The sequence below is a fragment of the Devosia sp. P2_G7 genome (assembly GCF_056403495.1).
The window spans coordinates 327,419-348,547 of the sequence record NZ_JBFUFI010000001.1 but is presented as its reverse complement, the minus strand read 5'-3'; the positions used below and the strand labels follow the sequence as shown (position 1 = coordinate 348,547).

Annotated in this window: 28 protein-coding genes; 24 read left to right on the top strand and 4 right to left on the bottom strand. The window is 64.9% G+C overall.

Annotation, left to right across the window (positions count from 1 at the left end):
* The first annotated feature begins 11 nt into the window (after positions 1 to 11).
* Both AC1DWU_RS01795 and AC1DWU_RS01790 read left to right on the top strand, forming a co-directional pair.
* Positions 12 to 392: a glyoxalase superfamily protein gene (locus AC1DWU_RS01795; RefSeq protein ID WP_477148240.1), complete on the top strand. Its 381-nt coding sequence runs from the start codon at positions 12 to 14 to the stop codon at positions 390 to 392.
* A 179-nt stretch (positions 393 to 571) separates the two neighbouring features.
* Positions 572 to 1,138, top strand: coding sequence for an acyloxyacyl hydrolase (locus AC1DWU_RS01790; protein WP_477148239.1), 567 nt, complete (start codon positions 572 to 574; stop codon positions 1,136 to 1,138).
* Between the two features lie 102 nt (positions 1,139 to 1,240).
* Here AC1DWU_RS01790 and AC1DWU_RS01785 read toward each other — a convergent pair whose 3' ends face one another.
* On the bottom strand, positions 1,241 to 2,188 hold the full coding sequence (locus AC1DWU_RS01785) for an AraC family transcriptional regulator (RefSeq protein WP_477148238.1): 948 nt from the start codon (positions 2,186 to 2,188) through the stop codon (positions 1,241 to 1,243).
* A gap of 78 nt (positions 2,189 to 2,266) precedes the next feature.
* Between AC1DWU_RS01785 and AC1DWU_RS01780 the strand changes: the two genes are divergently transcribed.
* Complete coding sequence (locus tag AC1DWU_RS01780; protein WP_477148237.1) at positions 2,267 to 3,118, top strand: NAD(P)H-binding protein; 852 nt, start codon at positions 2,267 to 2,269, stop codon at positions 3,116 to 3,118.
* 16 nt (positions 3,119 to 3,134) lie between these two features.
* Here the strand turns inward: AC1DWU_RS01780 and AC1DWU_RS01775 are convergent, their stop codons facing one another.
* Positions 3,135 to 4,328: a BaiN/RdsA family NAD(P)/FAD-dependent oxidoreductase gene (locus AC1DWU_RS01775; protein WP_477148236.1), complete on the bottom strand. Its 1,194-nt coding sequence runs from the start codon at positions 4,326 to 4,328 to the stop codon at positions 3,135 to 3,137.
* Between the two features lie 421 nt (positions 4,329 to 4,749).
* Between AC1DWU_RS01775 and AC1DWU_RS01770 the strand changes: the two genes are divergently transcribed.
* From AC1DWU_RS01770 to AC1DWU_RS01760, 3 genes are all read left to right on the top strand, one after another.
* Positions 4,750 to 5,790: an aspartate-semialdehyde dehydrogenase gene (locus tag AC1DWU_RS01770; RefSeq protein WP_477148235.1), complete on the top strand. Its 1,041-nt coding sequence runs from the start codon at positions 4,750 to 4,752 to the stop codon at positions 5,788 to 5,790.
* A 227-nt stretch (positions 5,791 to 6,017) separates the two neighbouring features.
* On the top strand, positions 6,018 to 6,893 hold the full coding sequence (locus AC1DWU_RS01765; RefSeq protein WP_477148234.1) for an EamA family transporter: 876 nt from the start codon (positions 6,018 to 6,020) through the stop codon (positions 6,891 to 6,893).
* A complete protein-coding gene (locus AC1DWU_RS01760; RefSeq protein ID WP_477148233.1) occupies positions 6,890 to 7,342 on the top strand; it encodes an N-acetyltransferase family protein in 453 nt (150 codons plus the stop codon). Before AC1DWU_RS01765 ends, AC1DWU_RS01760 begins: the two co-directional genes overlap by 4 nt.
* Before the next feature lie 96 nt (positions 7,343 to 7,438).
* Here AC1DWU_RS01760 and AC1DWU_RS01755 read toward each other — a convergent pair whose 3' ends face one another.
* Positions 7,439 to 8,074, bottom strand: coding sequence for a carbonic anhydrase (locus AC1DWU_RS01755; RefSeq protein ID WP_477148503.1), 636 nt, complete (start codon positions 8,072 to 8,074; stop codon positions 7,439 to 7,441).
* A 73-nt stretch (positions 8,075 to 8,147) separates the two neighbouring features.
* Here AC1DWU_RS01755 and AC1DWU_RS01750 point away from each other — a divergent pair, with 73 nt between their 5' ends.
* Positions 8,148 to 8,357: a DUF1737 domain-containing protein gene (locus AC1DWU_RS01750; RefSeq protein ID WP_477148232.1), complete on the top strand. Its 210-nt coding sequence runs from the start codon at positions 8,148 to 8,150 to the stop codon at positions 8,355 to 8,357.
* 191 nt (positions 8,358 to 8,548) lie between these two features.
* A complete protein-coding gene (locus tag AC1DWU_RS01745) occupies positions 8,549 to 8,791 on the top strand; it encodes a hypothetical protein (protein WP_477148231.1) in 243 nt (80 codons plus the stop codon).
* Positions 8,792 to 8,995: 204 nt separating this feature from the next.
* Here the strand turns inward: AC1DWU_RS01745 and AC1DWU_RS01740 are convergent, their stop codons facing one another.
* Positions 8,996 to 9,571 carry an NUDIX domain-containing protein gene (locus AC1DWU_RS01740; protein ID WP_477148230.1) on the bottom strand — a complete coding sequence of 192 codons (576 nt, stop codon included), beginning with the start codon at positions 9,569 to 9,571 and terminating at the stop codon, positions 8,996 to 8,998.
* A gap of 156 nt (positions 9,572 to 9,727) precedes the next feature.
* Here AC1DWU_RS01740 and AC1DWU_RS01735 point away from each other — a divergent pair, with 156 nt between their 5' ends.
* From AC1DWU_RS01735 to sucD, 16 genes are all read left to right on the top strand, one after another.
* Positions 9,728 to 9,952 carry a hypothetical protein gene (locus tag AC1DWU_RS01735; protein ID WP_477148229.1) on the top strand — a complete coding sequence of 75 codons (225 nt, stop codon included), beginning with the start codon at positions 9,728 to 9,730 and terminating at the stop codon, positions 9,950 to 9,952.
* 144 nt (positions 9,953 to 10,096) lie between these two features.
* Positions 10,097 to 10,483 carry a succinate dehydrogenase, cytochrome b556 subunit gene (sdhC, locus tag AC1DWU_RS01730; protein WP_477148228.1) on the top strand — a complete coding sequence of 129 codons (387 nt, stop codon included), beginning with the start codon at positions 10,097 to 10,099 and terminating at the stop codon, positions 10,481 to 10,483.
* Positions 10,480 to 10,872, top strand: a complete 393-nt coding sequence (sdhD, locus tag AC1DWU_RS01725) for a succinate dehydrogenase, hydrophobic membrane anchor protein (protein WP_477148227.1) — start codon at positions 10,480 to 10,482, stop codon at positions 10,870 to 10,872. Before sdhC ends, sdhD begins: the two co-directional genes overlap by 4 nt.
* Before the next feature lie 4 nt (positions 10,873 to 10,876).
* Positions 10,877 to 12,685 (top strand): succinate dehydrogenase flavoprotein subunit, encoded by a 1,809-nt coding sequence (gene sdhA / locus AC1DWU_RS01720; protein WP_477148226.1) that lies wholly within the window; start codon positions 10,877 to 10,879, stop codon positions 12,683 to 12,685.
* Between the two features lie 64 nt (positions 12,686 to 12,749).
* The gene (locus tag AC1DWU_RS01715) at positions 12,750 to 13,139 is read left to right on the top strand and encodes a hypothetical protein (protein WP_477148225.1); all 390 of its coding nucleotides are present in this window, start codon (positions 12,750 to 12,752) and stop codon (positions 13,137 to 13,139) included.
* A complete protein-coding gene (locus AC1DWU_RS01710) occupies positions 13,136 to 13,564 on the top strand; it encodes a DUF3052 domain-containing protein (RefSeq protein ID WP_477148224.1) in 429 nt (142 codons plus the stop codon). Before AC1DWU_RS01715 ends, AC1DWU_RS01710 begins: the two co-directional genes overlap by 4 nt.
* A gap of 17 nt (positions 13,565 to 13,581) precedes the next feature.
* A complete protein-coding gene (locus AC1DWU_RS01705) occupies positions 13,582 to 13,869 on the top strand; it encodes a hypothetical protein (RefSeq protein ID WP_477148223.1) in 288 nt (95 codons plus the stop codon).
* Positions 13,870 to 13,879: 10 nt separating this feature from the next.
* Positions 13,880 to 14,212, top strand: a complete 333-nt coding sequence (locus tag AC1DWU_RS01700) for a hypothetical protein (protein WP_477148222.1) — start codon at positions 13,880 to 13,882, stop codon at positions 14,210 to 14,212.
* A 4-nt stretch (positions 14,213 to 14,216) separates the two neighbouring features.
* On the top strand, positions 14,217 to 14,999 hold the full coding sequence (locus AC1DWU_RS01695) for a succinate dehydrogenase iron-sulfur subunit (protein WP_477148221.1): 783 nt from the start codon (positions 14,217 to 14,219) through the stop codon (positions 14,997 to 14,999).
* Positions 15,000 to 15,045: 46 nt separating this feature from the next.
* Positions 15,046 to 15,225, top strand: coding sequence for a hypothetical protein (locus tag AC1DWU_RS01690; RefSeq protein ID WP_477148220.1), 180 nt, complete (start codon positions 15,046 to 15,048; stop codon positions 15,223 to 15,225).
* 209 nt (positions 15,226 to 15,434) lie between these two features.
* Complete coding sequence (locus AC1DWU_RS01685; protein WP_477148219.1) at positions 15,435 to 16,040, top strand: AprI/Inh family metalloprotease inhibitor; 606 nt, start codon at positions 15,435 to 15,437, stop codon at positions 16,038 to 16,040.
* 1 nt (position 16,041) lies between these two features.
* Positions 16,042 to 17,190, top strand: a complete 1,149-nt coding sequence (gene zapE, locus AC1DWU_RS01680) for a cell division protein ZapE (RefSeq protein WP_477148218.1) — start codon at positions 16,042 to 16,044, stop codon at positions 17,188 to 17,190.
* Positions 17,191 to 17,340: 150 nt separating this feature from the next.
* Positions 17,341 to 18,303: a malate dehydrogenase gene (gene mdh / locus AC1DWU_RS01675; RefSeq protein WP_477148217.1), complete on the top strand. Its 963-nt coding sequence runs from the start codon at positions 17,341 to 17,343 to the stop codon at positions 18,301 to 18,303.
* A gap of 154 nt (positions 18,304 to 18,457) precedes the next feature.
* The gene (gene sucC, locus AC1DWU_RS01670; RefSeq protein WP_477148216.1) at positions 18,458 to 19,651 is read left to right on the top strand and encodes an ADP-forming succinate--CoA ligase subunit beta; all 1,194 of its coding nucleotides are present in this window, start codon (positions 18,458 to 18,460) and stop codon (positions 19,649 to 19,651) included.
* Positions 19,652 to 19,659: 8 nt separating this feature from the next.
* Positions 19,660 to 20,151 (top strand): DUF1579 family protein, encoded by a 492-nt coding sequence (locus tag AC1DWU_RS01665; RefSeq protein WP_477148215.1) that lies wholly within the window; start codon positions 19,660 to 19,662, stop codon positions 20,149 to 20,151.
* Positions 20,152 to 20,160: 9 nt separating this feature from the next.
* A complete protein-coding gene (sucD, locus tag AC1DWU_RS01660) occupies positions 20,161 to 21,069 on the top strand; it encodes a succinate--CoA ligase subunit alpha (RefSeq protein WP_477148214.1) in 909 nt (302 codons plus the stop codon).
* Positions 21,070 to 21,129 lie beyond the last annotated feature (60 nt).

Here is a 21,129-nt window from a genome sequence, read left to right as displayed (position 1 = left end):
CGAGGGACGCCATGGGGTTGAACTATATCCGGACGGTGCCGATCCTGCGCTCGTTCGACGAGGCGAAGGCTCGGGAGTTCTACGTGGACTGGCTCGGCTTCACGGTCGACTGGGAGCACCGCTTCGAGCCGGGAATGCCGCTCTACATGCAGGTGAGCCGCGACGGGATCGTGCTGCACATCTCGGAACATCACGGGGATGGCTCGCCGGGGGGCCAGGTGCGGATCGATTGCACCGGCGTCGCGGCGCTACAGGCCGAGCTGATCGCCAAGAAGTACAAGAACAACCGACCGGGGCTGGAGCGGCCGGATTGGGGCGGGCTCGAGTGCACGGTGGTGGACCCGGTCGGCAACCGGAAAGCGAGTGAGCGGGTCGCCGACATCTATGAGTGACAAGTCGTGCCTGCGGCGGGTAGTGCGACTTTGCAGTTGCAGGGCGGCCACAACCCCGATGTGGAAAGAAGACGCGGGGCCAAGAACCGGGCCGGCACACGCGGATTCTTGACCAGCACGATTGACTTGGCACGGCGCCCGTGGCGTCTTGCGGGCATCGTCAAACGGGGGCGGTTGCGATGCGTCGGCTAGTGCAGGGACTGACCATATTGCTGACGCTTGGGTGCGTCGGCACGGCCATGGCCCAGGATACTGGCTTTGGGGTCGACGAGGTCCGGGGCGGACTGTATTTCCACGGCTTCGATAAGGGCGACAATGCCTGGTTGCCGTGGATCGACTCGCAGATCCAGGATGCCAATGTCGAGTTGCTGTTCACGCCGTTCGACCTGGGCAGCTTCAATTCGTGGGGAGAGCTTCGGCCGCATGTCGGCGCCACGGTGAATTTCGCTGGCCTCGAGAGCATGGTCTATGGCGGCCTGAGCTTTACGTCGCATCTTTTCGATACGCCGCTGTTCATCGAGGGCACGTTTGGCGGCGCGGTGCACAATGGAGCATCGAGCGGCGCGGTGGCCCCGGCTCGTAACCTCGGCTGCCCCGTGCTGTTCCATGAAAGTGTCTCGGTCGGCTACGACGTTACCCCCGACCTGAGCGTGATGATCACCGCCGACCACATTTCCAATGCCGGGTTGTGCGACTTCAACCGGGGCCTCAGCAATATCGGCGTGCGCGTCGGCTGGAAGTTCTGAGGCTTGCCGGTATCGGTGCTGACCCCGCCTCGTGCGCGTTAAGCCACCTACCCGACGGCCCACCTACTCGTCCTTACATTCGCAGCCCTGGCCCCAGCGGCGTCAGCCCGCCTGCCGGCGGCGGTGCTGGCCGGGCGCAACTCCGCGCACGCGTTTGAACGCCTTGGCGAAGGCGAACTCGTTGTCATAGCCGACGCGATGGGCGACGAGACCGATGCGCTCGCCGCGCGACAGCAGGTCGGCGGCAAGGCTCATGCGCCAGCGGGTGACATAGCTGAGTGGCGGTTCGCCGACGGCGGTATTGAAGCGGCGGGCGAAGGCGGCGCGCGAGAGGCCGGAACGCTGGGCAAGACTGTCGACTGTCCATGGGTGCGCCGGATCGTCGTGTACCGCCCAGACGGCAGGGCCGACGACGGGATCCTGCAAGGCGCCGAACCAGCTATGGGCGCTGTGGGTGGCCTGTGTCGCGATCCAGTCGCGGAGGCCGTAGACGAAGAGCAGGTCGACCAGCCTATCGATCAGCAGAGCCGAACCGGAGCCGGCGGCCTCGGCCTCGGCGGCAAGCAGGCCGATGGCCGCGGCGAGCGGGCTTTGCGGCTCAGGACGGACGTGCAGCAGCTGCGGCAGGTCGCGCAGCAGCGGGTTCATACCGTCGGCGGAAAAGGAATAGGAGCCGCAGAGCACTACGCTTGGTGCGCCCGAGCCGCCGGTGGGGAGCGCGGTGCGCTCGCCTGGGGCAAGAGGCCTGACGCGATCGTGGAACTCGACGCCGTGTCCATCCGCGGTGTCGCTCAGCACATGGCCGGCACCGTGCGGGAAGATCACCATGTCACCGGTGGCGAGCGCCACGGTCGCCGAGCCATCGTCGAGCCGGGCGTAGCAGTGGCCTGCGGTAACCACGTGGAAGCCGGCGAGCTGGCCGAGCGCCTTGCCGAAATGGAGTCCCCAGGGCCCACCGAGCTCGAGCCGCGAGGAGAGGGCGCTGCCCAGGTGTACCGCTTCGAGCACTTCGGTGAGGACATCAAAGCGGGAGTCGAGACGTTCGAACATAAAGTGGAGCGTTTCATGCATTCATTGGAGCGTCAATCGATCCTATCTCCCGACTGCTGACAACAACAGGAGCAGAGAATGGCTGGATCGGTGCTGGTTTTGGGGGCGACGGGAAAGAGCGGGCGGCGGCTAGTGCCCGAACTCAAGGCGCGCGGGGCCGGGGTAAGGGCGGCGAGCCGCACGCCGGGCGAGGGCCAAGTGGAGTTCGACTGGCAACGGCCGCAGACATATGCCCCGGCGCTTGCCGGGATGGAGGCGCTGTATCTGGTGACGCCGAACGGCGTCGAAGATCCGAGCGCGATGGTTGACGCCCTGCTGGCCGAGGCCAAGGCGGCGGGGGTGCGGCGCGTGGTGGCGGTGTCGTCGATGGGGGTGGAGTTTCCGGGCGAGCCGGTGGAGTCGGGGCGGCTAAAGGTCGAGCGGCTGGTCAGGGACTCGGGACTGGAGTGGACAATGCTGCGGCCCGGCGGATTCAACCAGAACTTCTCGGAGGATTTCCTCAGGCCCGGGATCGTCCACATGGACATGGTCGCGACGGCGACCGGGGACGGCAAGGTGGGGTTCGTCGATGCTGGTGACATCGCGGCGGTGGCGGCGGCGGCGCTGAGCGAGGACGGGCACGTGGGCGAAACCTACGCGATCACCGGACCGGAGGCGCTGAGCTTTGCCGAGGCGGCGGCGATCATCGGGGAGGTGGCGGGGCGGCCGATCGGTTATCGCGAGATCGCGCCGGAGGAGTTGATGAGCGTTCTCGTCGGGGCGGGGGTGTCAGAGGACGAGGGGGCAGTGGTGGTGCGCAACCAGATCTCGATCCGCGACGGACATGGGGCGCGGCTGACCGATGTGGTGGAGCGGGTCACTGGGCGGCCGGCAGTGGGATTCCGCGACTACGCGACGGGAGCGAAGGGGGCTTGGGTTCGGGTGGCCTGAAAGGGGGCGCGGCGGCTCAGGCCACTTGTCCGGCGGCCCAGCCGCTGGCCCAGGCCCACTGGAAGTTGTAGCCGCCGAGCCAGCCGGTGACGTCGACGGCTTCGCCGATGAAGTAGAGGTTGGGGACGGTGCGGGCCTGCATCGTCGTCGAGTCGAGGCCGTCGGTGTCGATGCCGCCGAGGGTGACTTCGGCGGTGCGGTAGCCTTCGGAGCCGGTGGGCTTGATGGTCCAGCGGCGGAGCGAGTCCTCGATCTTTGCGAACGATTTGTCGCTCATGTCGCCCATCATGGTGGTGATGCCGATCTCTTCGGCGAGCATCTGGGCGAGGCGCTTGGCGAGGTGCTGCGACAGCACGGTCTGCAGCTGCAGTTTGGGGCTGTTGCTGCGGGCTTCGCGGAGGATTTTGTCGAGGCCGCCGTTGGGGAACAGGTCGATGACGATGGCATCGCCTTCGCGCCAGTAGCTGGAGATTTGCAGGATCGCCGGGCCGGAAAGGCCACGATGGGTGAAGAGCATGGCTTCGTCGAAGCTCTTCTTTCTCACCGAGATGCGGGTGGGATCGACGGCGATGCCGCTAAGGGGAGCGAGGCGCTCGAGGATGCGGGGCTCGAAGGTCAATGGGACGAGGGCCGGGCGGGTTTCGGTGACCTTCAGGCCGAACTGGGTGGCGAGCTGGTAGGCGAGGCCGCTGGCACCCATCTTGGGGATCGACTTGCCGCCGGTGGCGACGACCAGCGATTTGCCGATCAGCGTTTCCTCGGCGGTCATCACGGTGAAGGTGCCGTCGGCGTGGGTGACGCTTTCGATCTCGGTGTCGAGCAGCAGGGTGCCCTGGGCCTTCTTCAGTTCGCTGACGAGCAAGTTGATGATCTGCTGGCTGGAGCCATCGCAGAACAGCTGTCCCAGGGTCTTCTCGTGGAACGGGATGGCGTACTGGTCGACCAGCGCGATGAAGTGTTCCGGCGTGTAGCGGGAGAGGGCCGAGAAGGCGTAGCGCGGGTTGTTCGAGAGGAACCGGTCGCGGCCGGCTTTCACCGTGGCGTTGATGTTGGTGAAGTTGCAGCGGCCGCCGCCGGAGATGCGGATCTTCTCGCCAGGGCTCTTGGCGTGGTCGACCACCAGAACCTTGCGGCCGCGCTTGCCGGCTTCGATGCCGGCCATGAGTCCGGCGGCGCCGGCGCCGAGGATGATGGTGTCGTAGGTTTGCATGGGGTGGGAAATACACGGAGTTCTGCGGCACGCATAGGGTAGGCGGAGTGGCTTCACCCCTCACCCTAGTTCGCTACGCTCGAAGCTACGCTTGCCCTCTCCCCTGAGGGGCGAGGGCGCGCGGGTGGCTCCTTCAGGTGATAGGCGATGTCCTATAGGTGATTGACTATTTGCGATTTCGGCGTAGAAACCCGGGGCCGGACAAGAGGATCGGGTTGCGGGATGCGCAAGACCCACCACATCACTGTGACGAAAGCGGAGGCCATGGGTCTTCGCCGTTTCGTCATGGCGGCGACAAAAACCACCAAAACCCCCTGAGCCGATCCCCGGGCAACTCCCGCCGGGGAGCGGCCGGATGCCATGTGCCGCGGACCGAACAAGGTCCAGCGCGGGGGAATGAAGGCAAAGAGGAAGTTTCCAAATGGGTTATCGCGTCGCCATCGTCGGGGCCACAGGCAATGTGGGCCGGGAAATGCTCAACATCCTCGCCGAGCGGAAGTTTCCCGCGTCCGAGGTGATCGCGCTCGCTTCGTCGCGTTCGCAGGGCCAGGAAATCAGCTTCGGCGACAAGCGGCTGAAGGTGCAGAACCTCGAGAATTTCGACTTCAAGGGCGTGGATTTTGCGCTGATGAGCGCCGGCTCGGCCATCGCCAAGGAATATGGCGAGAAGATCGGGGCGACCGGCTGCATCGTCGTCGATAACTCGAGCTTCTGGCGCTACCACGGCGACGTGCCGCTGATCGTGCCGGAGGTCAACGCGCATGTGCTCGACGAGTACATGGCGCGGAACGATCGCAAGAACATCATCGCCAACCCGAACTGCTCGACGGCGCAACTGGTGGTGGCGCTGAAGCCGCTGCACGATTTCGCGACGATCAAGCGCGTGGTGGTTGCGACCTACCAGTCCGTCTCCGGCGCCGGCAAGGAAGGCGTCGACGAGTTGTGGGACCAGACCAAGAGCGTGTTCGTCAACAACAAGCTCGAGCCGCGCAAGTTCACCAAGCAGATCGCCTTCAACGTCATCCCGCACATCGATGTGTTCATGGAGGACGGCTACACGAAGGAAGAGTGGAAGATGGTGGCCGAGACCAAGAAGATCCTCGACCCCAAGATCAAGCTGACCGCCACTTGCGTGCGCGTGCCGGTGTTCGTCGGCCACTCCGAGGCGGTCAACCTCGAGTTCGTCAATCCGATCTCGGCCGATGAGGCACGCGATATCCTGCGCGAAGCGCCGGGCATCTCGGTGATCGACAAGCGCGAGGCCGGTGGCTACTCGACGCCGGTGGAAGCGGCGGGTGAGTACGACACGTTCGTTTCGCGCATCCGCGAGGATGTGACGGTGGAGAACGGGCTCTCGATCTGGGTGGTGAGCGATAATTTGCGCAAGGGCGCGGCGCTGAACACGGTGCAAATCCTCGAGACGCTGATCGAGCGCAAGCTCGTGGAGAAGAAGGCGGCCTAAGGGCTGCTGACTGAGACTTTAGCCGCCCCCTCCACCACCCTTCGGGTGGTCCCCCTCCCCCGCCACGCGGGGGAGGATCACGGAGAGGCTGGCGTGAACCCGTCGCTCCTCGCTTTTTGCTCGGATCGCGCTGCACTGCGTGGCGCGGACCCCTCATCCGGCGCTCCGCGCCACCTTCTCCCACAAGGGGAGAAGGCAGAAGCCGATAGATCGAGGCTCGCTGCCCAATGCCCCCCCGCCACATCTTCCTCGCGCTGTCCGTCGCTCTGGTCTGGGGGCTGAGTTTCATTGCCATCCGGTGGGGCGTCGATGAGGTGCCGCCGCTGCTGCTGACGGCGTTGCGCTATGTGTTTGCGGCGCTGCCGGCGGTGTTTTTCGTCAAGCGCCCGGCGGTCGGGTGGCCGTTGCTGGTTGGCTATGGCTTCGCCATCGGGGTGGGCCAGTTCGGGTTGCTGTTCCTGGCGATCAAGCTCGGCATGCCGGCGGGGCTCAGCTCGCTGGTGATCCAGCTGCAGGTGTTCTTCACGATCTTCCTGGCGTTCGCGTTTTTCGGCGAGCGGCCGAGCCTCGCGCAGCTGGGTGGGGCGGCGGTGGCGCTGGTGGGGATCGGGGTGATCGCGGTGGAGCGGCTGGAAGGGGCAGCGCTGCTGCCGCTCTTGCTGACGATCGGCGCGGCCGGTTGCTGGGGCTTGGGCAATATGGTGGGGAAGGCCGCGGGGCGCATCGACATGCTGGGGTTCGTGGTGTGGTCGGCGCTGGTGCCGCCGATCCCGCTGTTCCTCGCCTCGCTGCTGCTCGATGGGCCGGGAGCGATCCCGCTGGCGCTGTCGCAGCTGACGATCAAGGGCGTGGGGTCGATCGCCTTCATGGCCTATATCGCAACGCTGTTCGGCTTCGGGGCATGGGCATGGCTGCTCAGCCGCTATAGCACGAGCCAGGTTGCGCCGTTTGCGCTGTTCGTGCCGGTAGCGGGGATCGCGGGCGCTGCGTTGTTCCTCGGCGAGGGCATCACCGGCGTTGAGATCGTGGGCAGCGCGCTGGTGTTTGCCGGGTTGTTGCTCAACGTGTTCGGCCCGCGGCTGTTCAGGCGGGCGCCGGCATGATCACGCTGCGGCTGGCGGTGGAGGCGGATGCGCCGGAGATTGCGGCGCTGTTCGCGACGTCGCGGCGGTTGCTGACGTTTTTGCCGGACCTCCATACCGTCGAGGAGGACCGGGTCTATGTGCGCGACAAAGTGCTGCGAGATTTCCGGGTGACGGTGGCGGAGCGGGACGGCTCGATCGTCGGGTTCATGGCCGAGCTCGAGGGCTGGATCGAGCATCTCTATATCGACGCGGCGCAGCTTCGTTCGGGTGTTGGATCGGTGCTGGTTGCCGACGCGCAATCGCGCAACGAGGACCTGCAGTTGTGGTGCTTCGCCAACAATCTGCGCGGGCGGGCGTTCTACGAGCGAATGGGGTTTGAGGCGGTGAAGTTCACCGACGGGGCCGCCAACGAGCAGAGGGCGCCGGATATCCTGTATCGGTGGGAGCGGGAGTTTGGGAGCGGGTGAGGGGTGCCGACTGGCTGCCCGGTGCGGGCCGACCCCCACCCCTGTCCCCTCCCCGCAAGGGGGAGGGAGACGCCAACACGAGCCGCGATGCGGAAACTACTCCGGACGATAGAAATCGCCGTCGGCGTTCATGACCCAGAGTTCGCCGGTGGAGATGTCGAACCAGGCGCCGTGGACGGCCAGCTTGCCTTCTTCCTCGAGCTTCTTGACGTAGGGGAAGGTCCGCAGGTTGTTGATCGAGTGGCGGATCGAGAAGCGCTCGAGCATGGTCTGGCGCTCCTTGTCGGTCAGCAGGGTGTACTTGGACACGGCGTCCGACACCGGGGCCAGCATGCTCATCCACTTGCCGATGAAATCGCCCTGGGCCAACGGGCCGGTATCGGGGGCGAGGGCGGCCTTTATGCCGCCGCAGCGGCCGTGGCCCATCACCACGATATTGCTGATTTCGAGCGCGTTGACGGCGAATTCGATGGCCGCCGAGGTGCCGTGCTGGCCGCCGTCGGGTTGGAAGGTGGGCACCAGGTTCGCGACGTTGCGGAGCACGAACAGCTCGCCCGGACCGGCGTTGAAGATGGTCTCGGGCGCCGCGCGACTGTCGCAACAGGCGATGATCATGGTGGTAGGGGATTGGCCCCGATCGGCCAATTGCCGGTAACGACCCTGCTCAGGGTCGTAGCGGTCGGACATGAACGACTTGTAGCCGTCGAGCAAAAATGCTGGAAACCGATCCATGCCGCAGCGATTAGCGGTTACTGAAGGCAATTTCAATCGCCCGGGGCAAAGAGGGCGAGCAAAGGAGTAGTGCATGTTGATCTATCGCTTCCTCTCGGGGGAGGACGATTCAGCCTTCTGCCACAAGGTGACCAAGGCGCTCAGCGAAGGCTGGGTGCTGCACGGTTCTGCCAGCTATGCGTACGACGCAATGAACAAGAAGATGAAATGCGGGCAGGCGGTGACCAAGGTGGTCAGCGACCAGCCCTATGACGCAGACAAGAAGCTGGTCGACTACGTCTAGGCTTTGGTTTGGTCGCCCAGGTGGATGCGTCGCAGCGCGTCCATCTGGGCGACAACTGCTCCCGGCCCGCCGCGTCCCATGAGCGGCGCGCTAAACCGATTATGAACGGTGGGTTCAAGGCAGGTTCGGACGGGTGGAGCTAGAAGGGGACAACAAACGCGCAGGGATGCGCCAGGTTTTGAGGCCCCGAAATGCAGATCAAGTTTGTCGTCGCCGCTATCGGACTTGTCGCCCTGGCGTTGCCGCTCGCGGTGTTTGCCAGCCAGCCGAAGCTCGAAGCGCTGAAGCCGGCGCCATCGCTGGCCAAGGCGCAGGTGCTGTCGATGCTGCTGCTCGATCCGCGTGAGAGCGGCGCCGAGTTCAGCGTGAAGCTGCCCCAGGGGTATGCGACGCTGGATGTGGATGCGGATCCGTTTGGGGTGGTTGCCAACTAATATCGGGGCTCCACTCACCCCCTCCCATCCTCCCGTCTAGGGGAGGTGCCGTTTTGTGGGCGGGCTTGATCGAGCTCCAAGCACTGACGTCATCCCCGCGTAGGCGGGGACCCAGTGCGGTCTCTCCACTTCGCTGTGCGTCGAAACCTCCAACGGGGTTCCCGCCTTAGCGGGAATGACGCCGGAGGGGTGGAGGGGCGCGCCTTAGAGGATCCCCTTCAGCCTGACATGCTGCAGCAGCATGATGGTTTTGGCGTCGGCGATTTCGCCGGAGGCGATCATGCCCAGCGCCTCGTCGATGCCGAGTTCCAGCACTTCGATGTCTTCGCCTTCGTGTTCGATGCCGCCGCCGGCCGAGACTTTCGAGTCGGCGTCGTATTCGGCGAGGAACAGCGAGAGCTTTTCGGTGACCGAGCCGGGGCTCATGTAGGCGCTCAGCGCCAGCTCGACGTCGTGGACGCGGTAGCCGGATTCCTCTTCGGCTTCTTTCTTTGCCGTGGTCACCGGGTGGTCGCCGTCTAGCTTGCCGGCGACGACCTCGATGAGCCAGCCCGGCTCGCCGTGGGCGAAGACCGGGAAGCGGAACTGGCGGGTGAGGATGACGGTGCGCTGGGTGCGGTTGTAGAGCAGGATGCCGGCACCGTCGCCGCGGTCGTAGGTTTCGCGGACCTGGCGCTGCCATTCGCCGTTGCGGCGCTTGAGCTCGATGGTGGTCTTCTTGACCAGCCCCCAGTTGTTCGAGAGCACCTCTTCGCCGAGCACTCGTACTTTCTCGTTCACGTCTTCAATCCTCAATGGAACCCGCACAAACACCATGCGTTGGTGAACCGATTGTGAATAGCGGCTTCAGCGCAGAGCCATTCGCGGCACGTTAGAAGTCTCATCAAGCAGCGGAAATCTCGAACACAGGGATCGCCCGCAACAAGGACGAAAGAGATGGGCAGACTTGCAGCGGGAACGGTCATTGCACTCGCGATCCTCGCGATGAATGGCAACCTGGTGCGGGATGTCCTGGCGGAGGACAGCCAGCGGCTGATCGCCTCGACCACGCTTTCGTCCGCCACCCCGGTGGCGTCCGGACCCAGCAGCGAGCGGGTGTTGAGCTTGTTGCTCACACTCGAAGCGCTGCGGGCCGCGCCGGAGGTGCTCGTCCGTCGGTAATGCACTCAACGCATAGCGGGACGAAAGTGCAATGCTTGGCATAAGCAGAGCCTTTGACCTCAGCGCAAACCGCCGCTAGAAGTCTCGAACCATTCCAAACTGGGGCGCCCGGCCTTCTCCCGGCGGGCGAGGCGCGAGACTAGCATGGCTCCTTCTTCACGGCCGCTTTCGCCGCATCTTTCGATCTACCGCTTTACGCTCACCATGACGATGTCGATCGTGCACCGCGCGACCGGCATTGCGCTTTATGGCGGCACGCTGCTGCTGGCGCTGTGGCTGGTGGGAGCGGCGATCGGCGGCGGGTTCTTCGATTTCGTCACCTGGCTGTTCGGCATGTGGCTCGGGCAGCTGGTGCTGTTCGGCTACACCTGGGTGCTGTTCCACCACATGTTCGGCGGCATCCGGCACTTCGTCTGGGATGCGACCAAGGCGATGGACGCGGCCGGGCGAGAGCTGATCGTCCGCATCCAGCTCGGTGCTTCGATCCTACTGACGCTGATCGTCTGGGCAATCTTCGTGTGGTTCAAATGAGTTCGGCCAAGCCCACGCGGGCACAGATCCAGACGCCCTCGACGCATTACGGCCGGGCCAAGGCGTCGACCCGGCACTTCATCACGCAGCGCATCACCGGCGCGATCAACATCCTGTTCGCGCTGTTCATCATCTGGTTCGTCGTCAGCCTCGCGGGCAGGGCGCCGGCCGAGATGATCGCGCTGGCGCGCAACCCGTTCGTCGCGATCGGGCTGGCGCTGCTCATCGTCAATGTCGCCGTGCACATGCGGATCGGCATGCGCGAGGTGATCGAGGACTATATGGACGGCGAGCCCAACCGCCTGGCGCTTGCCGCCAACAACATCTTTGCCGTCTTCATCGTGGTGGTGGTGCTCGGCGCCATCGCCAAGCTCGTCTTCTGGGGTTAGCCGCATGGCCGCTTACGAGATCATCGACCACGAATTCGACGTGGTCATCGTCGGTGCTGGCGGCGCCGGGCTGCGCGCGACGCTGGGCATGGCTGAGCAGGGGCTGAACACCGCCTGCATCACCAAGGTGTTCCCGACCCGCTCGCATACCGTGGCGGCGCAGGGCGGCATCGCCGCTTCGCTGGGCAATATGGGGCCGGACAGCTGGCAGTGGCACATGTACGACACCGTGAAGGGGTCGGACTGGCTGGGCGACAACGACGCCATGGAGTATCTGGCGCGCGAGGCCCCGGCGGCGATCTACGAGCTCGAGCACTATGGCGTGCCGTTCTCGCGCACCGACAAGGGCACGATCTACCAGCGGCCGTTCGGCGGCCATATGACCGAATTCGGCGACGGCCCGCCGGTGCAGCGCACCTGCGCCGCGGCCGACCGCACCGGGCATGCGATCCTCCACACGCTCTATGGGCAGTCGCTCAGGAACAACGCGCAGTTCTTCATCGAGTATTTCGCGCTCGACCTGATCATGGGCGCCGATGGCAGCTGCCAGGGCGTGATGGCGTGGAAGCTCGATGACGGGACGCTCCACCGGTTCCGCGCCAAGCTCGTGGTGCTGGCGACAGGCGGCTATGGCCGGACGTATTTCTCGGCGACATCGGCGCATACCTGCACCGGCGACGGCAACGGCATGGTGGCCCGGGCGGGGCTGCCGCTGCAGGACATGGAGTTCGTGCAGTTCCACCCGACGGGTGTTTATGGCGCCGGCGTGCTGATCACCGAAGGGGCGCGCGGCGAGGGCGGCTATCTCACCAATTCGGAGGGCGAGCGGTTCATGGAGCGCTATGCGCCGAACGCCAAGGATCTGGCGAGCCGCGATGTGGTGAGCCGCTGCATGACGATCGAAATCCGCGAGGGGCGGGGCGTGGGGCCGAAGAAGGACCACATCTTCCTGCATCTCGACCATCTCGACCCTAAGGTGCTGCACGAGCGGCTCCCCGGGATCACCGAGAGCGCCAAGATCTTTGCCGGCGTCGACCTGACGCGCGAGCCAATCCCGGTGCTGCCGACGGTGCACTACAATATGGGCGGCATCCCCGCGAACTATCACGGCGAGGTGCTGAACCCGACCGAAGGCGATCCCGACCGCGTGGTGCCGGGGCTGATGGCGGCGGGCGAAGCGGCCTGCGCTTCCGTGCACGGGGCGAACCGGCTGGGCTCGAACTCGCTGACCGACCTCGTGGTGTTCGGACGCGCGGCGGCGCTGCGGGCGGCGAAGGTGGTGGACAAGGGCTCGATGGTGCCTGCGGCGGTGGCCTCGGAGGACGAGCGCATTCTCGCCCGTTTCGACCGGCTGCGGCATGCCAATGGCTCGTCGCCGACCGCGCAGGTGCGCGACAAGATGCAGCGCATCATGCAGGAAGACGCCGCGGTGTTCCGCACGTCGGAGTCGCTGAAGTCGGGCGTCGAGCGCATCACCGCGCTCTATGGCGAGCTGGGTGATCTCAAGGTTTCGGATCGCTCGATGATCTGGAACTCGGACCTGGTGGAGACACTGGAACTCGAGAACCTGATGGCGTGCGCCGCGACGACAGTGGTTTCCGCCGAGGCGCGCCACGAAAGCCGCGGCGCCCATGCGCATGAGGACTTCCCGAGCCGCGACGATGTGAACTGGCGGAAGCACACGCTGAGCTGGATCGACGACGCGGGCAAGGTGGAGCTGGGGTATCGGCCGGTGCATGTCGACCCGCTGACGCCGGAGAGCGAGGGCGGGATCAGCCTGAAGAAGATCGCGCCGAAGGCGCGGGTGTATTGAGGTGAGGGGGCCGGCGCGCGCGATAGCTCTGCTGGCTGCGCCGCCGCTACTGGCAATCTTGTCGATGGCCGTTCAGGCTGACGACCGAGCGGCCACCGATGGTGAGATGAAGGCGCTGTTGCAGGGGTGTTGGCACAAGGGCAACTCCCTGCTTTGCTTCGAGCGCACGGGGCGATTCACCGAACGGGTCTCTGGTGATGGTGAGGGGGGCTGGGTCTATCTGGGCTCCTACAGGGTTGCAGCAGGAAAGCTGCGCCTCAACAACATGCGAGGCGACGGTCCGATAACTGCCAATCGCCAGATGATTTGCGATGTCCTGATGCGTCCGAAGGTTTCATTTCGACTTATGAACTGCGCCAGGTCCGATAGGGGTGATCGCGCGGTCGATGACCCCAACAGTTATCTTCCTGCGCAGTTCGGTTATCTCTTTCTGTCGGAGGCGATATCCGAATGACCGCCGCCGCCGGCTATTCCGGCACTCCGCTGCCGCAGAAACTTGGGCTCAAGGACGGGCAGCGGGTGTTGTTTCTGGGGTTGCCTGTTGAGCTGGTGGAGCTGAAGTCGGCAAGGGAATTCGCGGAGGTGCGCGACGCGCAGTGGGATGCGTGGCGCGGCAGCAAGGGCTGGGACTTCGTGCACGGCTTCACGGCGTCGCGCGGGGTGCTTGAGGACAACGCGCGGCCGTTGATGGAGGCCATCACTCGCGATGGGGCGATCTGGATCTCATGGCCGAAGAAGGCGGCGAAGGTTCAACCCGACATCACGGAAGATGTGATACGCGAAGTGGTGCTGCCGATCGGGTTGGTCGATATCAAGGTGGCGGCGGTCAGCGAGATCTGGTCGGGTTTGAAACTGATGATCCGCAAAGAATTGCGGTGAGACAAACGGGGCGAATGATGAAGCGGGTTTTGGTGGCGCTGCTGGCGCTGGGGATGCTGGGCGGCGTGGCACAGGCGGCGCCGAGCGAGGCGCAGAAGGCCGATTTCTACAAGACCTGCATGGGCATCGCTTCGGACGATGCGCTGTGCAGCTGTAAAGCCGATGCGGCGATGACGCTGATCGACGAGGAATTCATGGCGATGGTGATCGCCTCGATGAAGGGCAAAGCGCCGCCGGCAGGCCAGTACTCGGCCTATAACACCTACGTCGCCAAATCGAACCAGATCTGCAAGCCGAACTACTGAGGAAAGCCCTGTGTCGCTGAAGCATACGAGAGCCATTGGACTGATTACCGGCGCGTTCGCGACGTTGTGGCTTGCGGGGTGCGGCGGGCTGTCGGCGGATGCGCAGGCGGTTGCCGATTCCTGTTCGAAGGTGCCGGGCGCGACCGCGGAAAGCTGCCAGTGCTACGCCAAGGAACTGTCGGCCAAGCTGAAGCCGGAGCTGATGAAGCTCGCGACCTACGCGCAGACCGACCCCGGAAAACTGTTCGATCCGGCAGTGATCGGCAATTTGAGCGCCAATGACGTGATGGCGGTGACCAACACGTCGGCCGCGGCGCTCAAGACGTGCAAAGTTGTAGGATAGGGCCATGGCTGAATTCACGCTCCCCAAGAACTCGCGGATCATGCCGGGCAAGACCTGGGCGAAGCCGGCAGGGGCGACGCGGCTCAAGGAATATCGGGTGTACCGGTACGATCCGGACTCGGGCGAGAACCCGCGGCTCGACACGTATTTCGTCGATCTCGACGATTGCGGTCCGATGGTGCTCGACGGGCTGCTGTGGATCAAGAACAAGGTCGATCCGACGCTGACGCTGCGCCGCTCGTGCCGGGAGGGCATCTGCGGTTCGTGCTCGATGAATATCGGCGGCGCCAACACGCTTGCCTGCACCAAGGGCATGGACGATTTCGCCGGGCATATCAGCGTCTACCCGCTGCCGCACATGCCTGTCATCAAGGACCTGGTGCCGGACCTCACCACCTTCTACGACCAGCACCGCTCGATCGAGCCGTGGCTGAAGACCACGACGCCGACGCCCGAGAAGGAATGGCTGCAGACGCGCGACGACCGCGCCAAGCTCGACGGGCTCTACGAGTGCATCCTCTGCGCCTGCTGCTCGACTTCATGCCCGAGCTACTGGTGGAACGGCGAGAAGTATCTCGGCCCAGCAGTGCTGCTGCAGGCCTATCGCTGGCTGATCGACAGCCGCGACGAGGCGACCGAGGAACGGCTCGACAACCTCGAGGATCCATTCAAGCTCTATCGCTGCCACACCATCATGAACTGCGCCAAGGTCTGCCCCAAGGGGCTCAATCCGGCCAAGGCAATCGCCGAGATCAAGCAGATGATGGTGACACGGGAGTTCGCATAAGCTGTTTGAGACCATCGCCGAGATCGAGGATCCGTCTGTCGCCCGCGTGCTGATCGCGGCGCTGAAGGCGCATGGGTTCCATCCCAAGGAAGGCGGGGACAGCGGCTTGCCGGGGCTGCCGGGGGTGTATGGGCCGAAGGGCATTGCGATCGAGTTGCCGGAGGAAGAGGCGGGCGACGGCAAGCTGCTCGCCGATGCGCTGGTGGCGGAGATGCTGAGGCGGTAGGGGGGCGATCCGTCCGAGCGTGTTGCGCCCCCACCCTTGATCCCTCCCCGCAAGGGGGAGGGAGACGCAGCGGCGGCTGCGGCGACGACTCCCTAACTCTGCCACATTGATCGTCGCATAGGGGAAGCGGGGCTTTGGCGGTTGACGGCGTTGCCGTTCAGGCTGTATCGCCGGTCACCAATTCTTAACCATCTGGCGGAGCAGGGCCGATGATGAGTTCGAGACGCGCAAGCGTTTCCATGGTGGTGATTGCCGGTTTGGCGCTTGCGCTGAGCGGCTGCGCCTCGAGCGGCGTAACCACGAGCAGCATCGCCTCGGCCGAGACTATCACCCCGATCCAGAACACGCCGGTGGCGAGTTCGGACCTTAACGCGCTGCCGGGCACTACCGTCCAGCCGGGCGCGATTGCCCAGCCGGCGCCGCTTGGTGCGCCGGGGCAGATCGGGCAGCCGGCGCAGGTGGCGAGTGCCGATGGTTCGTTCGCGACGCTGGGCTCGGTGCCGCAGGCGCCGGGGCGGGATCTCTCGACCGGGCTGACCGTCGAGAAGCTGCTGGGCGGCTGGACCGTGGTTTCGGGCGCCGAGCAGTGCAAGCTCAACCTTACGCAGACGGCGAAATCGGGCACGTCGCGCTATCGCGCCTCGACGCCGGGTTGCGCTCTCGCCGGCCTGAAAGTGGTGGCGAGCTGGCAGCTGGTGGGCAGCCAGGTGCAGCTGTTCGACGAGGCCGGTGACATCATCGCCTCGCTGATCCTCAGCGGTAGCCAGTTCATCGGCACTCTGGCCGGCGGCCAGGGCATCACGATGGTCGGCTAGCTTGGCTAGCCGGCGGCGGGGGCCTGCAGGCACACCAATCACCGACAAACTGAACGCGCTGACCAGGGGCGGCGCGCTCACTCCCGATCCATTGCAGTTCAAGGCAGCGGCGGCGCTCGATCGCGTGGCGGTAGAGTTTGCCGCCCAGAACGGCTCGCGCGGATTTCTCGGCGGGCTGTTCGGCGGGCCGGAGCCGGTGCGCGGGGTGTATCTCGTCGGGCAGGTCGGGCGTGGCAAGACCATGCTGATGGACTTGTTCTTCTCGCTGGCGCCGACGACAGAAAAGCGGCGGGTGCATTTCCATGAGTTCATGGACGAGATGCACGAGGCGATCGCGAAATTCCGCAAATCGGCGAAGGGCAAGGCGGATAGCGCCGACCCGGTCGCGGCGGTGGTGAAGCCGTTGCTGGACGAGGTGCGGTTGCTGTGTCTCGACGAGTTTCAGGTGCAGGACATCACCAACGCGATGCTGCTGGGGCGGCTGTTCGACAAGCTGTTCGCGGGCGGGGTGACGATCGTTGCGACCTCGAACACGCGGCCGGACGATCTTTACGAGAACGGGCTTAACCGGCAACTGGTGCTGCCGTTCATCGCGGAGTTGAAGCAGCACGCGGAGATCGTCGAGCTCGATGGGCCGACGGATTATCGGCGGCTGAAGTTCGAGGGCGAGGCGGTCTATCACTATGGGGGGGGGGCCGAGGTCGATGCGGCGATGGACCGGCTGTGGCTGAAGCTGACCGGTGGCGCCGAGGGTGAGCCGGCGGAGCTGCATTCGCTGGGGCGAGTGATACCGGTGCCGCGGGCGGCGATGGGGGCGGCGCGGTTTACATTCGCCGAGCTTTGCGAAGCGCCGCTTGGCGCGCGCGACTATCTGAAGCTCAGCCACGCCTACGAGGCGGTGATGATCGATCATGTGCCGCAGTTCGACCGGTTGAAATCGAACGCGGCGAAGCGGTTCATTCTGCTGGTGGACACGCTCTACGATCGTGGGGCGAAGCTGGCGGCGAGCTTTGCGGTGCCGCTCGATGAGCTTGGACAGGACGACAAGACGAAAGCCGAGTTCGCGCGCTGCGTATCGCGGCTAATCGAGATGCAGTCGGCGGAGTATCTAGCGGCGCCGCATCGCGGGGATGGGGCGGCGCTGCACTAAGTGTCGGACTCGTCAACTTGCCCAAGGAATGGGCAATTTCCGATGTGATGAAAACTCAGCCGGTAGGACGTACGGCTGACTTGCCCCCGTCACCCTCTAGGGTTAATAGGAGCGCGCAATTTCCAGCATAAGCAAAACGGGGTTCGGTGGATGGCGCGCAAGAAGATCGCTCTGATCGGTGCGGGACAGATTGGTGGCACTCTGGCTCTGTTGGCCGCGACCAAGGAGCTGGGCGATGTGATCCTGTTCGACGTGGTCGACGGCGTGCCGCAGGGCAAGGCCCTGGATCTCAGCCAGTCCGGCCCGGTCGAAGGCTTCAACGCCACCCTCAAGGGGACCTCGGAATACAAGGACATCGTCGGCGCCGACGTGGTGATCGTCACCGCTGGCGTGCCGCGCAAGCCCGGCATGAGCCGCGACGACCTGCTCGAGATCAACCTCAAGGTGATGGAGCAGGTGGGTGCGGGCATCGCGAAGTACGCGCCTGAGGCGTTCGTCATCTGCATCACCAATCCGCTCGATGCGATGGTGTGGGCGCTGCAGAAGTTCTCCGGGCTGCCGGCGAACCGGGTGGTCGGCATGGCGGGCGTGCTCGACTCGTCGCGCTTCCGCCACTTCATCGCCGATGAGCTCAAGGTTTCGGTGCAGGACGTGAACGCGTTCGTGCTCGGCGGCCATGGTGACACGATGGTGCCGCTGGCGCGCTACTCGACCGTTGCGGGCATTCCGCTGCCGGACATCGTGAAGATGGGCTGGATGAGCAAGGAAAAGCTCGAGCAGATCATCCAGCGCACCCGCGATGGCGGCGCCGAGATCGTCGGGTTGCTGAAGACCGGTTCGGCGTTCTATGCGCCGGCGACGTCGGCGATCGAGATGGCCGAGAGCTACCTTAAGGACAAGAAGCGCATCCTGCCGTGCGCCGCCTATCTCAAGGGCGAATACGGCGTGAAGGGCACCTATGTCGGCGTGCCGGTGATCCTGGGTGCCGGTGGCGTCGAGAAGGTCGTCGAGATCTCGCTGTCGGGCTCCGAGCAGAAGGCGTTCGATAAGTCAGTCGCGGCCGTGAACGGCCTCGTCGAAGCGTGCAAAAAGATCGCGCCAAAGCTGGCGTAGATTGTGCGGGGCCGGCTCAGTCGGCCCCCACCTGGTCCTCCCTGCAATGGCGCGGGGACTTCCGTTGAAAATCCACTCCACCATTGCGAGCATCCCGCGAAGCGGGGACGACCCGGCGGGTGGGAGAGCTTCCGACACAAGGCGGTAGGTAGACATGAACATCCACGAACACCAGGCCAAGGCGCTGCTGAAGACCTACGGGTTGCCGGTGGCCGATGGGGTGGCGATCTTTACGCCGCACGAGGCCGAGGCTGCGGCGCTGGAGCTGCCGGGTCCCCTCTATGTGGTGAAGTCGCAGATCCACGCCGGTGGGCGCGGCAAGGGCAAGTTCAAGGAACTTCCCGCCGATGCCAAGGGCGGCGTGCGGCTGGCGAAGTCGGCGGCGGAAGTCGCTGCCAATGCCCAGGAAATGCTTGGGCATACGCTGGTGACCAAGCAGACTGGCCCGGCCGGCAAGCAGGTCAACCGGCTCTACATCGAAGACGGCGCCGACATTGCGCGCGAGCTCTACTGCTCGCTGCTGGTCGATCGCTCCACCGGTCGGGTGTCGTTCGTGGTCTCCACCGAAGGCGGCATGGACATCGAGGCGGTTGCGCATGACACGCCGGAAAAGATCATCGCGGTCGATATCGACCCGACGGTCGGCGTCACGGCCAAGGACGTCGCTGAGATCGTTGCGGCGCTGAAGCTGGATGGGGCGGCCGCAGAGGATGCGAAGTCGGTATTCCCGGCGCTCTACAAGGCGTTCGTCGAGACCGACATGTCGCTGCTCGAAGTGAACCCGCTGATCGTGATGGCGAACGGGCACCTGCGCGTCCTCGACGCCAAGGTGAGCTTCGACAACAACGCCGCGTTCCGGCATGCCGAACTGGCGCCGCTGCGCGACCTCACCGAAGAGGATGCCAAGGAGATCGAGGCGTCGAAGTTCGACCTCGCCTACGTGGCGCTCGACGGCAATATCGGCTGCATGGTCAACGGCGCCGGCCTCGCCATGGCGACGATGGACATCATCAAGCTCTATGGCGCCGAGCCCGCCAACTTCCTCGACGTCGGCGGCGGCGCATCGAAGGAGAAGGTGACGGCGGCGTTCAAGATCATCACTGCTGACCCTGCCGTCAAAGGCATCCTGGTCAACATCTTCGGCGGCATCATGCGCTGCGATATCATCGCCGAAGGCGTGATCGCCGCGGTGAAGGAAGTGGGCCTCAAGGTGCCGCTGGTGGTGCGTCTCGAAGGCACCAACGTCAAGGAAGGCAAGGCGATCCTCAATTCGTCCGGCCTCAACGTGATCTCGGCCGACGACCTCGACGATGCCGCGCAGAAGATCGTCGCGGCGGTCAAGGGCTGAGCATCGCCATGAGCGCTTCCACGGCTTCCCTTGCCACAGGCCACGAGCGTCTCCAGGCGCTGGTTGGTGCATGGCAGGGCGAGGAGGAGATGTCTGCAACGCAGTGGGCACCGGCCGGCCTCGCGACCGCCGAGTTGGTGACCGAGCCGGATTGCGGCGGCCTTTACATCGTGCAGCGCTATCGCCAGGCGCGCGACGGCAAGCCGTCGTTCGCGTCCCACAACGTCTTCGCCTTCGACCGGACGGACGGGTCCTACAAGCTCTACCAGTTCGACTCGATGGGCTTCATGCCGGTGCCGGCTTCCGGTGCGTGGACGGGTGACGAACTCGTCATGGTGCGCACTTCCGAGCGCGGCTCGGCGCGCGTCAGCTACTTCTTTGACAGCCAGGACAGCTACCGCACGCGGCTTGAGTTCCGACCCGCTGGCGCCGCGGACTGGCAAGACATGGCGAAAGGCACGTTCCGGCGTGTTTCGCCTTCCTCTCTAACCATCTCGTAAAGGGCCGCAATGTCCATTCTCGTCAACAAAGACACCCGCGTTCTGGTGCAGGGGCTGACCGGCAAGACCGGGACGTTCCATACCGAGCAGGCGCTGGCCTATTACGGCACCAAGATGGTGGGGGGCGTGAACCCCAAGAAGGCCGGCGAGGTGTGGACCAGCGGGCTCGACGGCTCGGCGACACTGCCGGTGTTCGCGACCGTTGCCGAAGGCAAGGAGCGCACCGGGGCGACCGCATCGGTAGTTTATGTGCCGCCTCCGGGTGCAGCCGACGCCATCATCGAGGCGATCGACGCCGAGATCCCGCTGATCGTCTGTATCACCGAGGGCATTCCGGTGCTCGACATGGTGCGGGTGAAAGCGCGGCTCGACAAGTCGAAGTCGCGGCTGCTCGGGCCGAACTGCCCCGGCGTTCTGACGCCGGAAGAATGCAAGATCGGCATCATGCCGGGCTCGATCTTTTCGAAGGGCTCGGTGGGCATTGTTTCGCGCTCGGGTACGCTTACCTATGAGGCGGTGTTCCAGACCACCAATGCCGGGCTCGGCCAGACCACCGCGGTCGGCATCGGCGGTGATCCGGTCAAGGGCACCGAATTCATCGATATGCTCGAGATGTTCCTCGCCGACGAAGAGACCAAGTCCATCATCATGATCGGCGAAATCGGCGGTTCGGCCGAGGAAGACGCCGCGCAGTTCCTGATCGACGAAGCCAAGCGCGGCCGCAAGAAGCCGATGGCCGGGTTCATCGCCGGTCGTACTGCTCCGGCGGGCCGGACCATGGGCCATGCCGGCGCCGTGATCTCCGGCGGCAAGGGCGGCGCCGAGGACAAGATCTCGGCAATGGAACGTGCGGGCATAAAGGTGTCGCAGTCGCCTGCGAGGATTGGCCAAACCCTCGCGGAAGTTCTAAAAGGCTAACCCGAGGGCGACAAACCGATGATTGGGCGCGGGCAAAACCCCGCGCCTTAACGTCAAACA

Excerpts from the sequence above, each read along its gene's own strand:
- AC1DWU_RS01795 (WP_477148240.1), top strand. The coding sequence starts at position 12 with ATGGGGTTGAACTATATCCGGACGGTGCCGATCCTGCGCTCGTTCGAC.
- AC1DWU_RS01790 (WP_477148239.1), top strand. The coding sequence starts at position 572 with ATGCGTCGGCTAGTGCAGGGACTGACCATATTGCTGACGCTTGGGTGC.
- AC1DWU_RS01785 (WP_477148238.1), bottom strand. The coding sequence starts at position 2,188 with ATGTTCGAACGTCTCGACTCCCGCTTTGATGTCCTCACCGAAGTGCTC.
- AC1DWU_RS01780 (WP_477148237.1), top strand. The coding sequence starts at position 2,267 with ATGGCTGGATCGGTGCTGGTTTTGGGGGCGACGGGAAAGAGCGGGCGG.
- AC1DWU_RS01775 (WP_477148236.1), bottom strand. The coding sequence starts at position 4,328 with ATGCAAACCTACGACACCATCATCCTCGGCGCCGGCGCCGCCGGACTC.
- AC1DWU_RS01770 (WP_477148235.1), top strand. The coding sequence starts at position 4,750 with ATGGGTTATCGCGTCGCCATCGTCGGGGCCACAGGCAATGTGGGCCGG.
- AC1DWU_RS01765 (WP_477148234.1), top strand. The coding sequence starts at position 6,018 with ATGCCCCCCCGCCACATCTTCCTCGCGCTGTCCGTCGCTCTGGTCTGG.
- AC1DWU_RS01760 (WP_477148233.1), top strand. The coding sequence starts at position 6,890 with ATGATCACGCTGCGGCTGGCGGTGGAGGCGGATGCGCCGGAGATTGCG.
- AC1DWU_RS01755 (WP_477148503.1), bottom strand. The coding sequence starts at position 8,074 with ATGGATCGGTTTCCAGCATTTTTGCTCGACGGCTACAAGTCGTTCATG.
- AC1DWU_RS01750 (WP_477148232.1), top strand. The coding sequence starts at position 8,148 with ATGTTGATCTATCGCTTCCTCTCGGGGGAGGACGATTCAGCCTTCTGC.
- AC1DWU_RS01745 (WP_477148231.1), top strand. The coding sequence starts at position 8,549 with ATGCAGATCAAGTTTGTCGTCGCCGCTATCGGACTTGTCGCCCTGGCG.
- AC1DWU_RS01735 (WP_477148229.1), top strand. The coding sequence starts at position 9,728 with ATGGGCAGACTTGCAGCGGGAACGGTCATTGCACTCGCGATCCTCGCG.
- sdhC (WP_477148228.1), top strand. The coding sequence starts at position 10,097 with ATGGCTCCTTCTTCACGGCCGCTTTCGCCGCATCTTTCGATCTACCGC.
- sdhD (WP_477148227.1), top strand. The coding sequence starts at position 10,480 with ATGAGTTCGGCCAAGCCCACGCGGGCACAGATCCAGACGCCCTCGACG.
- sdhA (WP_477148226.1), top strand. The coding sequence starts at position 10,877 with ATGGCCGCTTACGAGATCATCGACCACGAATTCGACGTGGTCATCGTC.
- AC1DWU_RS01715 (WP_477148225.1), top strand. The coding sequence starts at position 12,750 with ATGGCCGTTCAGGCTGACGACCGAGCGGCCACCGATGGTGAGATGAAG.
- AC1DWU_RS01710 (WP_477148224.1), top strand. The coding sequence starts at position 13,136 with ATGACCGCCGCCGCCGGCTATTCCGGCACTCCGCTGCCGCAGAAACTT.
- AC1DWU_RS01705 (WP_477148223.1), top strand. The coding sequence starts at position 13,582 with ATGAAGCGGGTTTTGGTGGCGCTGCTGGCGCTGGGGATGCTGGGCGGC.
- AC1DWU_RS01695 (WP_477148221.1), top strand. The coding sequence starts at position 14,217 with ATGGCTGAATTCACGCTCCCCAAGAACTCGCGGATCATGCCGGGCAAG.
- AC1DWU_RS01685 (WP_477148219.1), top strand. The coding sequence starts at position 15,435 with ATGATGAGTTCGAGACGCGCAAGCGTTTCCATGGTGGTGATTGCCGGT.
- mdh (WP_477148217.1), top strand. The coding sequence starts at position 17,341 with ATGGCGCGCAAGAAGATCGCTCTGATCGGTGCGGGACAGATTGGTGGC.
- sucC (WP_477148216.1), top strand. The coding sequence starts at position 18,458 with ATGAACATCCACGAACACCAGGCCAAGGCGCTGCTGAAGACCTACGGG.
- AC1DWU_RS01665 (WP_477148215.1), top strand. The coding sequence starts at position 19,660 with ATGAGCGCTTCCACGGCTTCCCTTGCCACAGGCCACGAGCGTCTCCAG.
- sucD (WP_477148214.1), top strand. The coding sequence starts at position 20,161 with ATGTCCATTCTCGTCAACAAAGACACCCGCGTTCTGGTGCAGGGGCTG.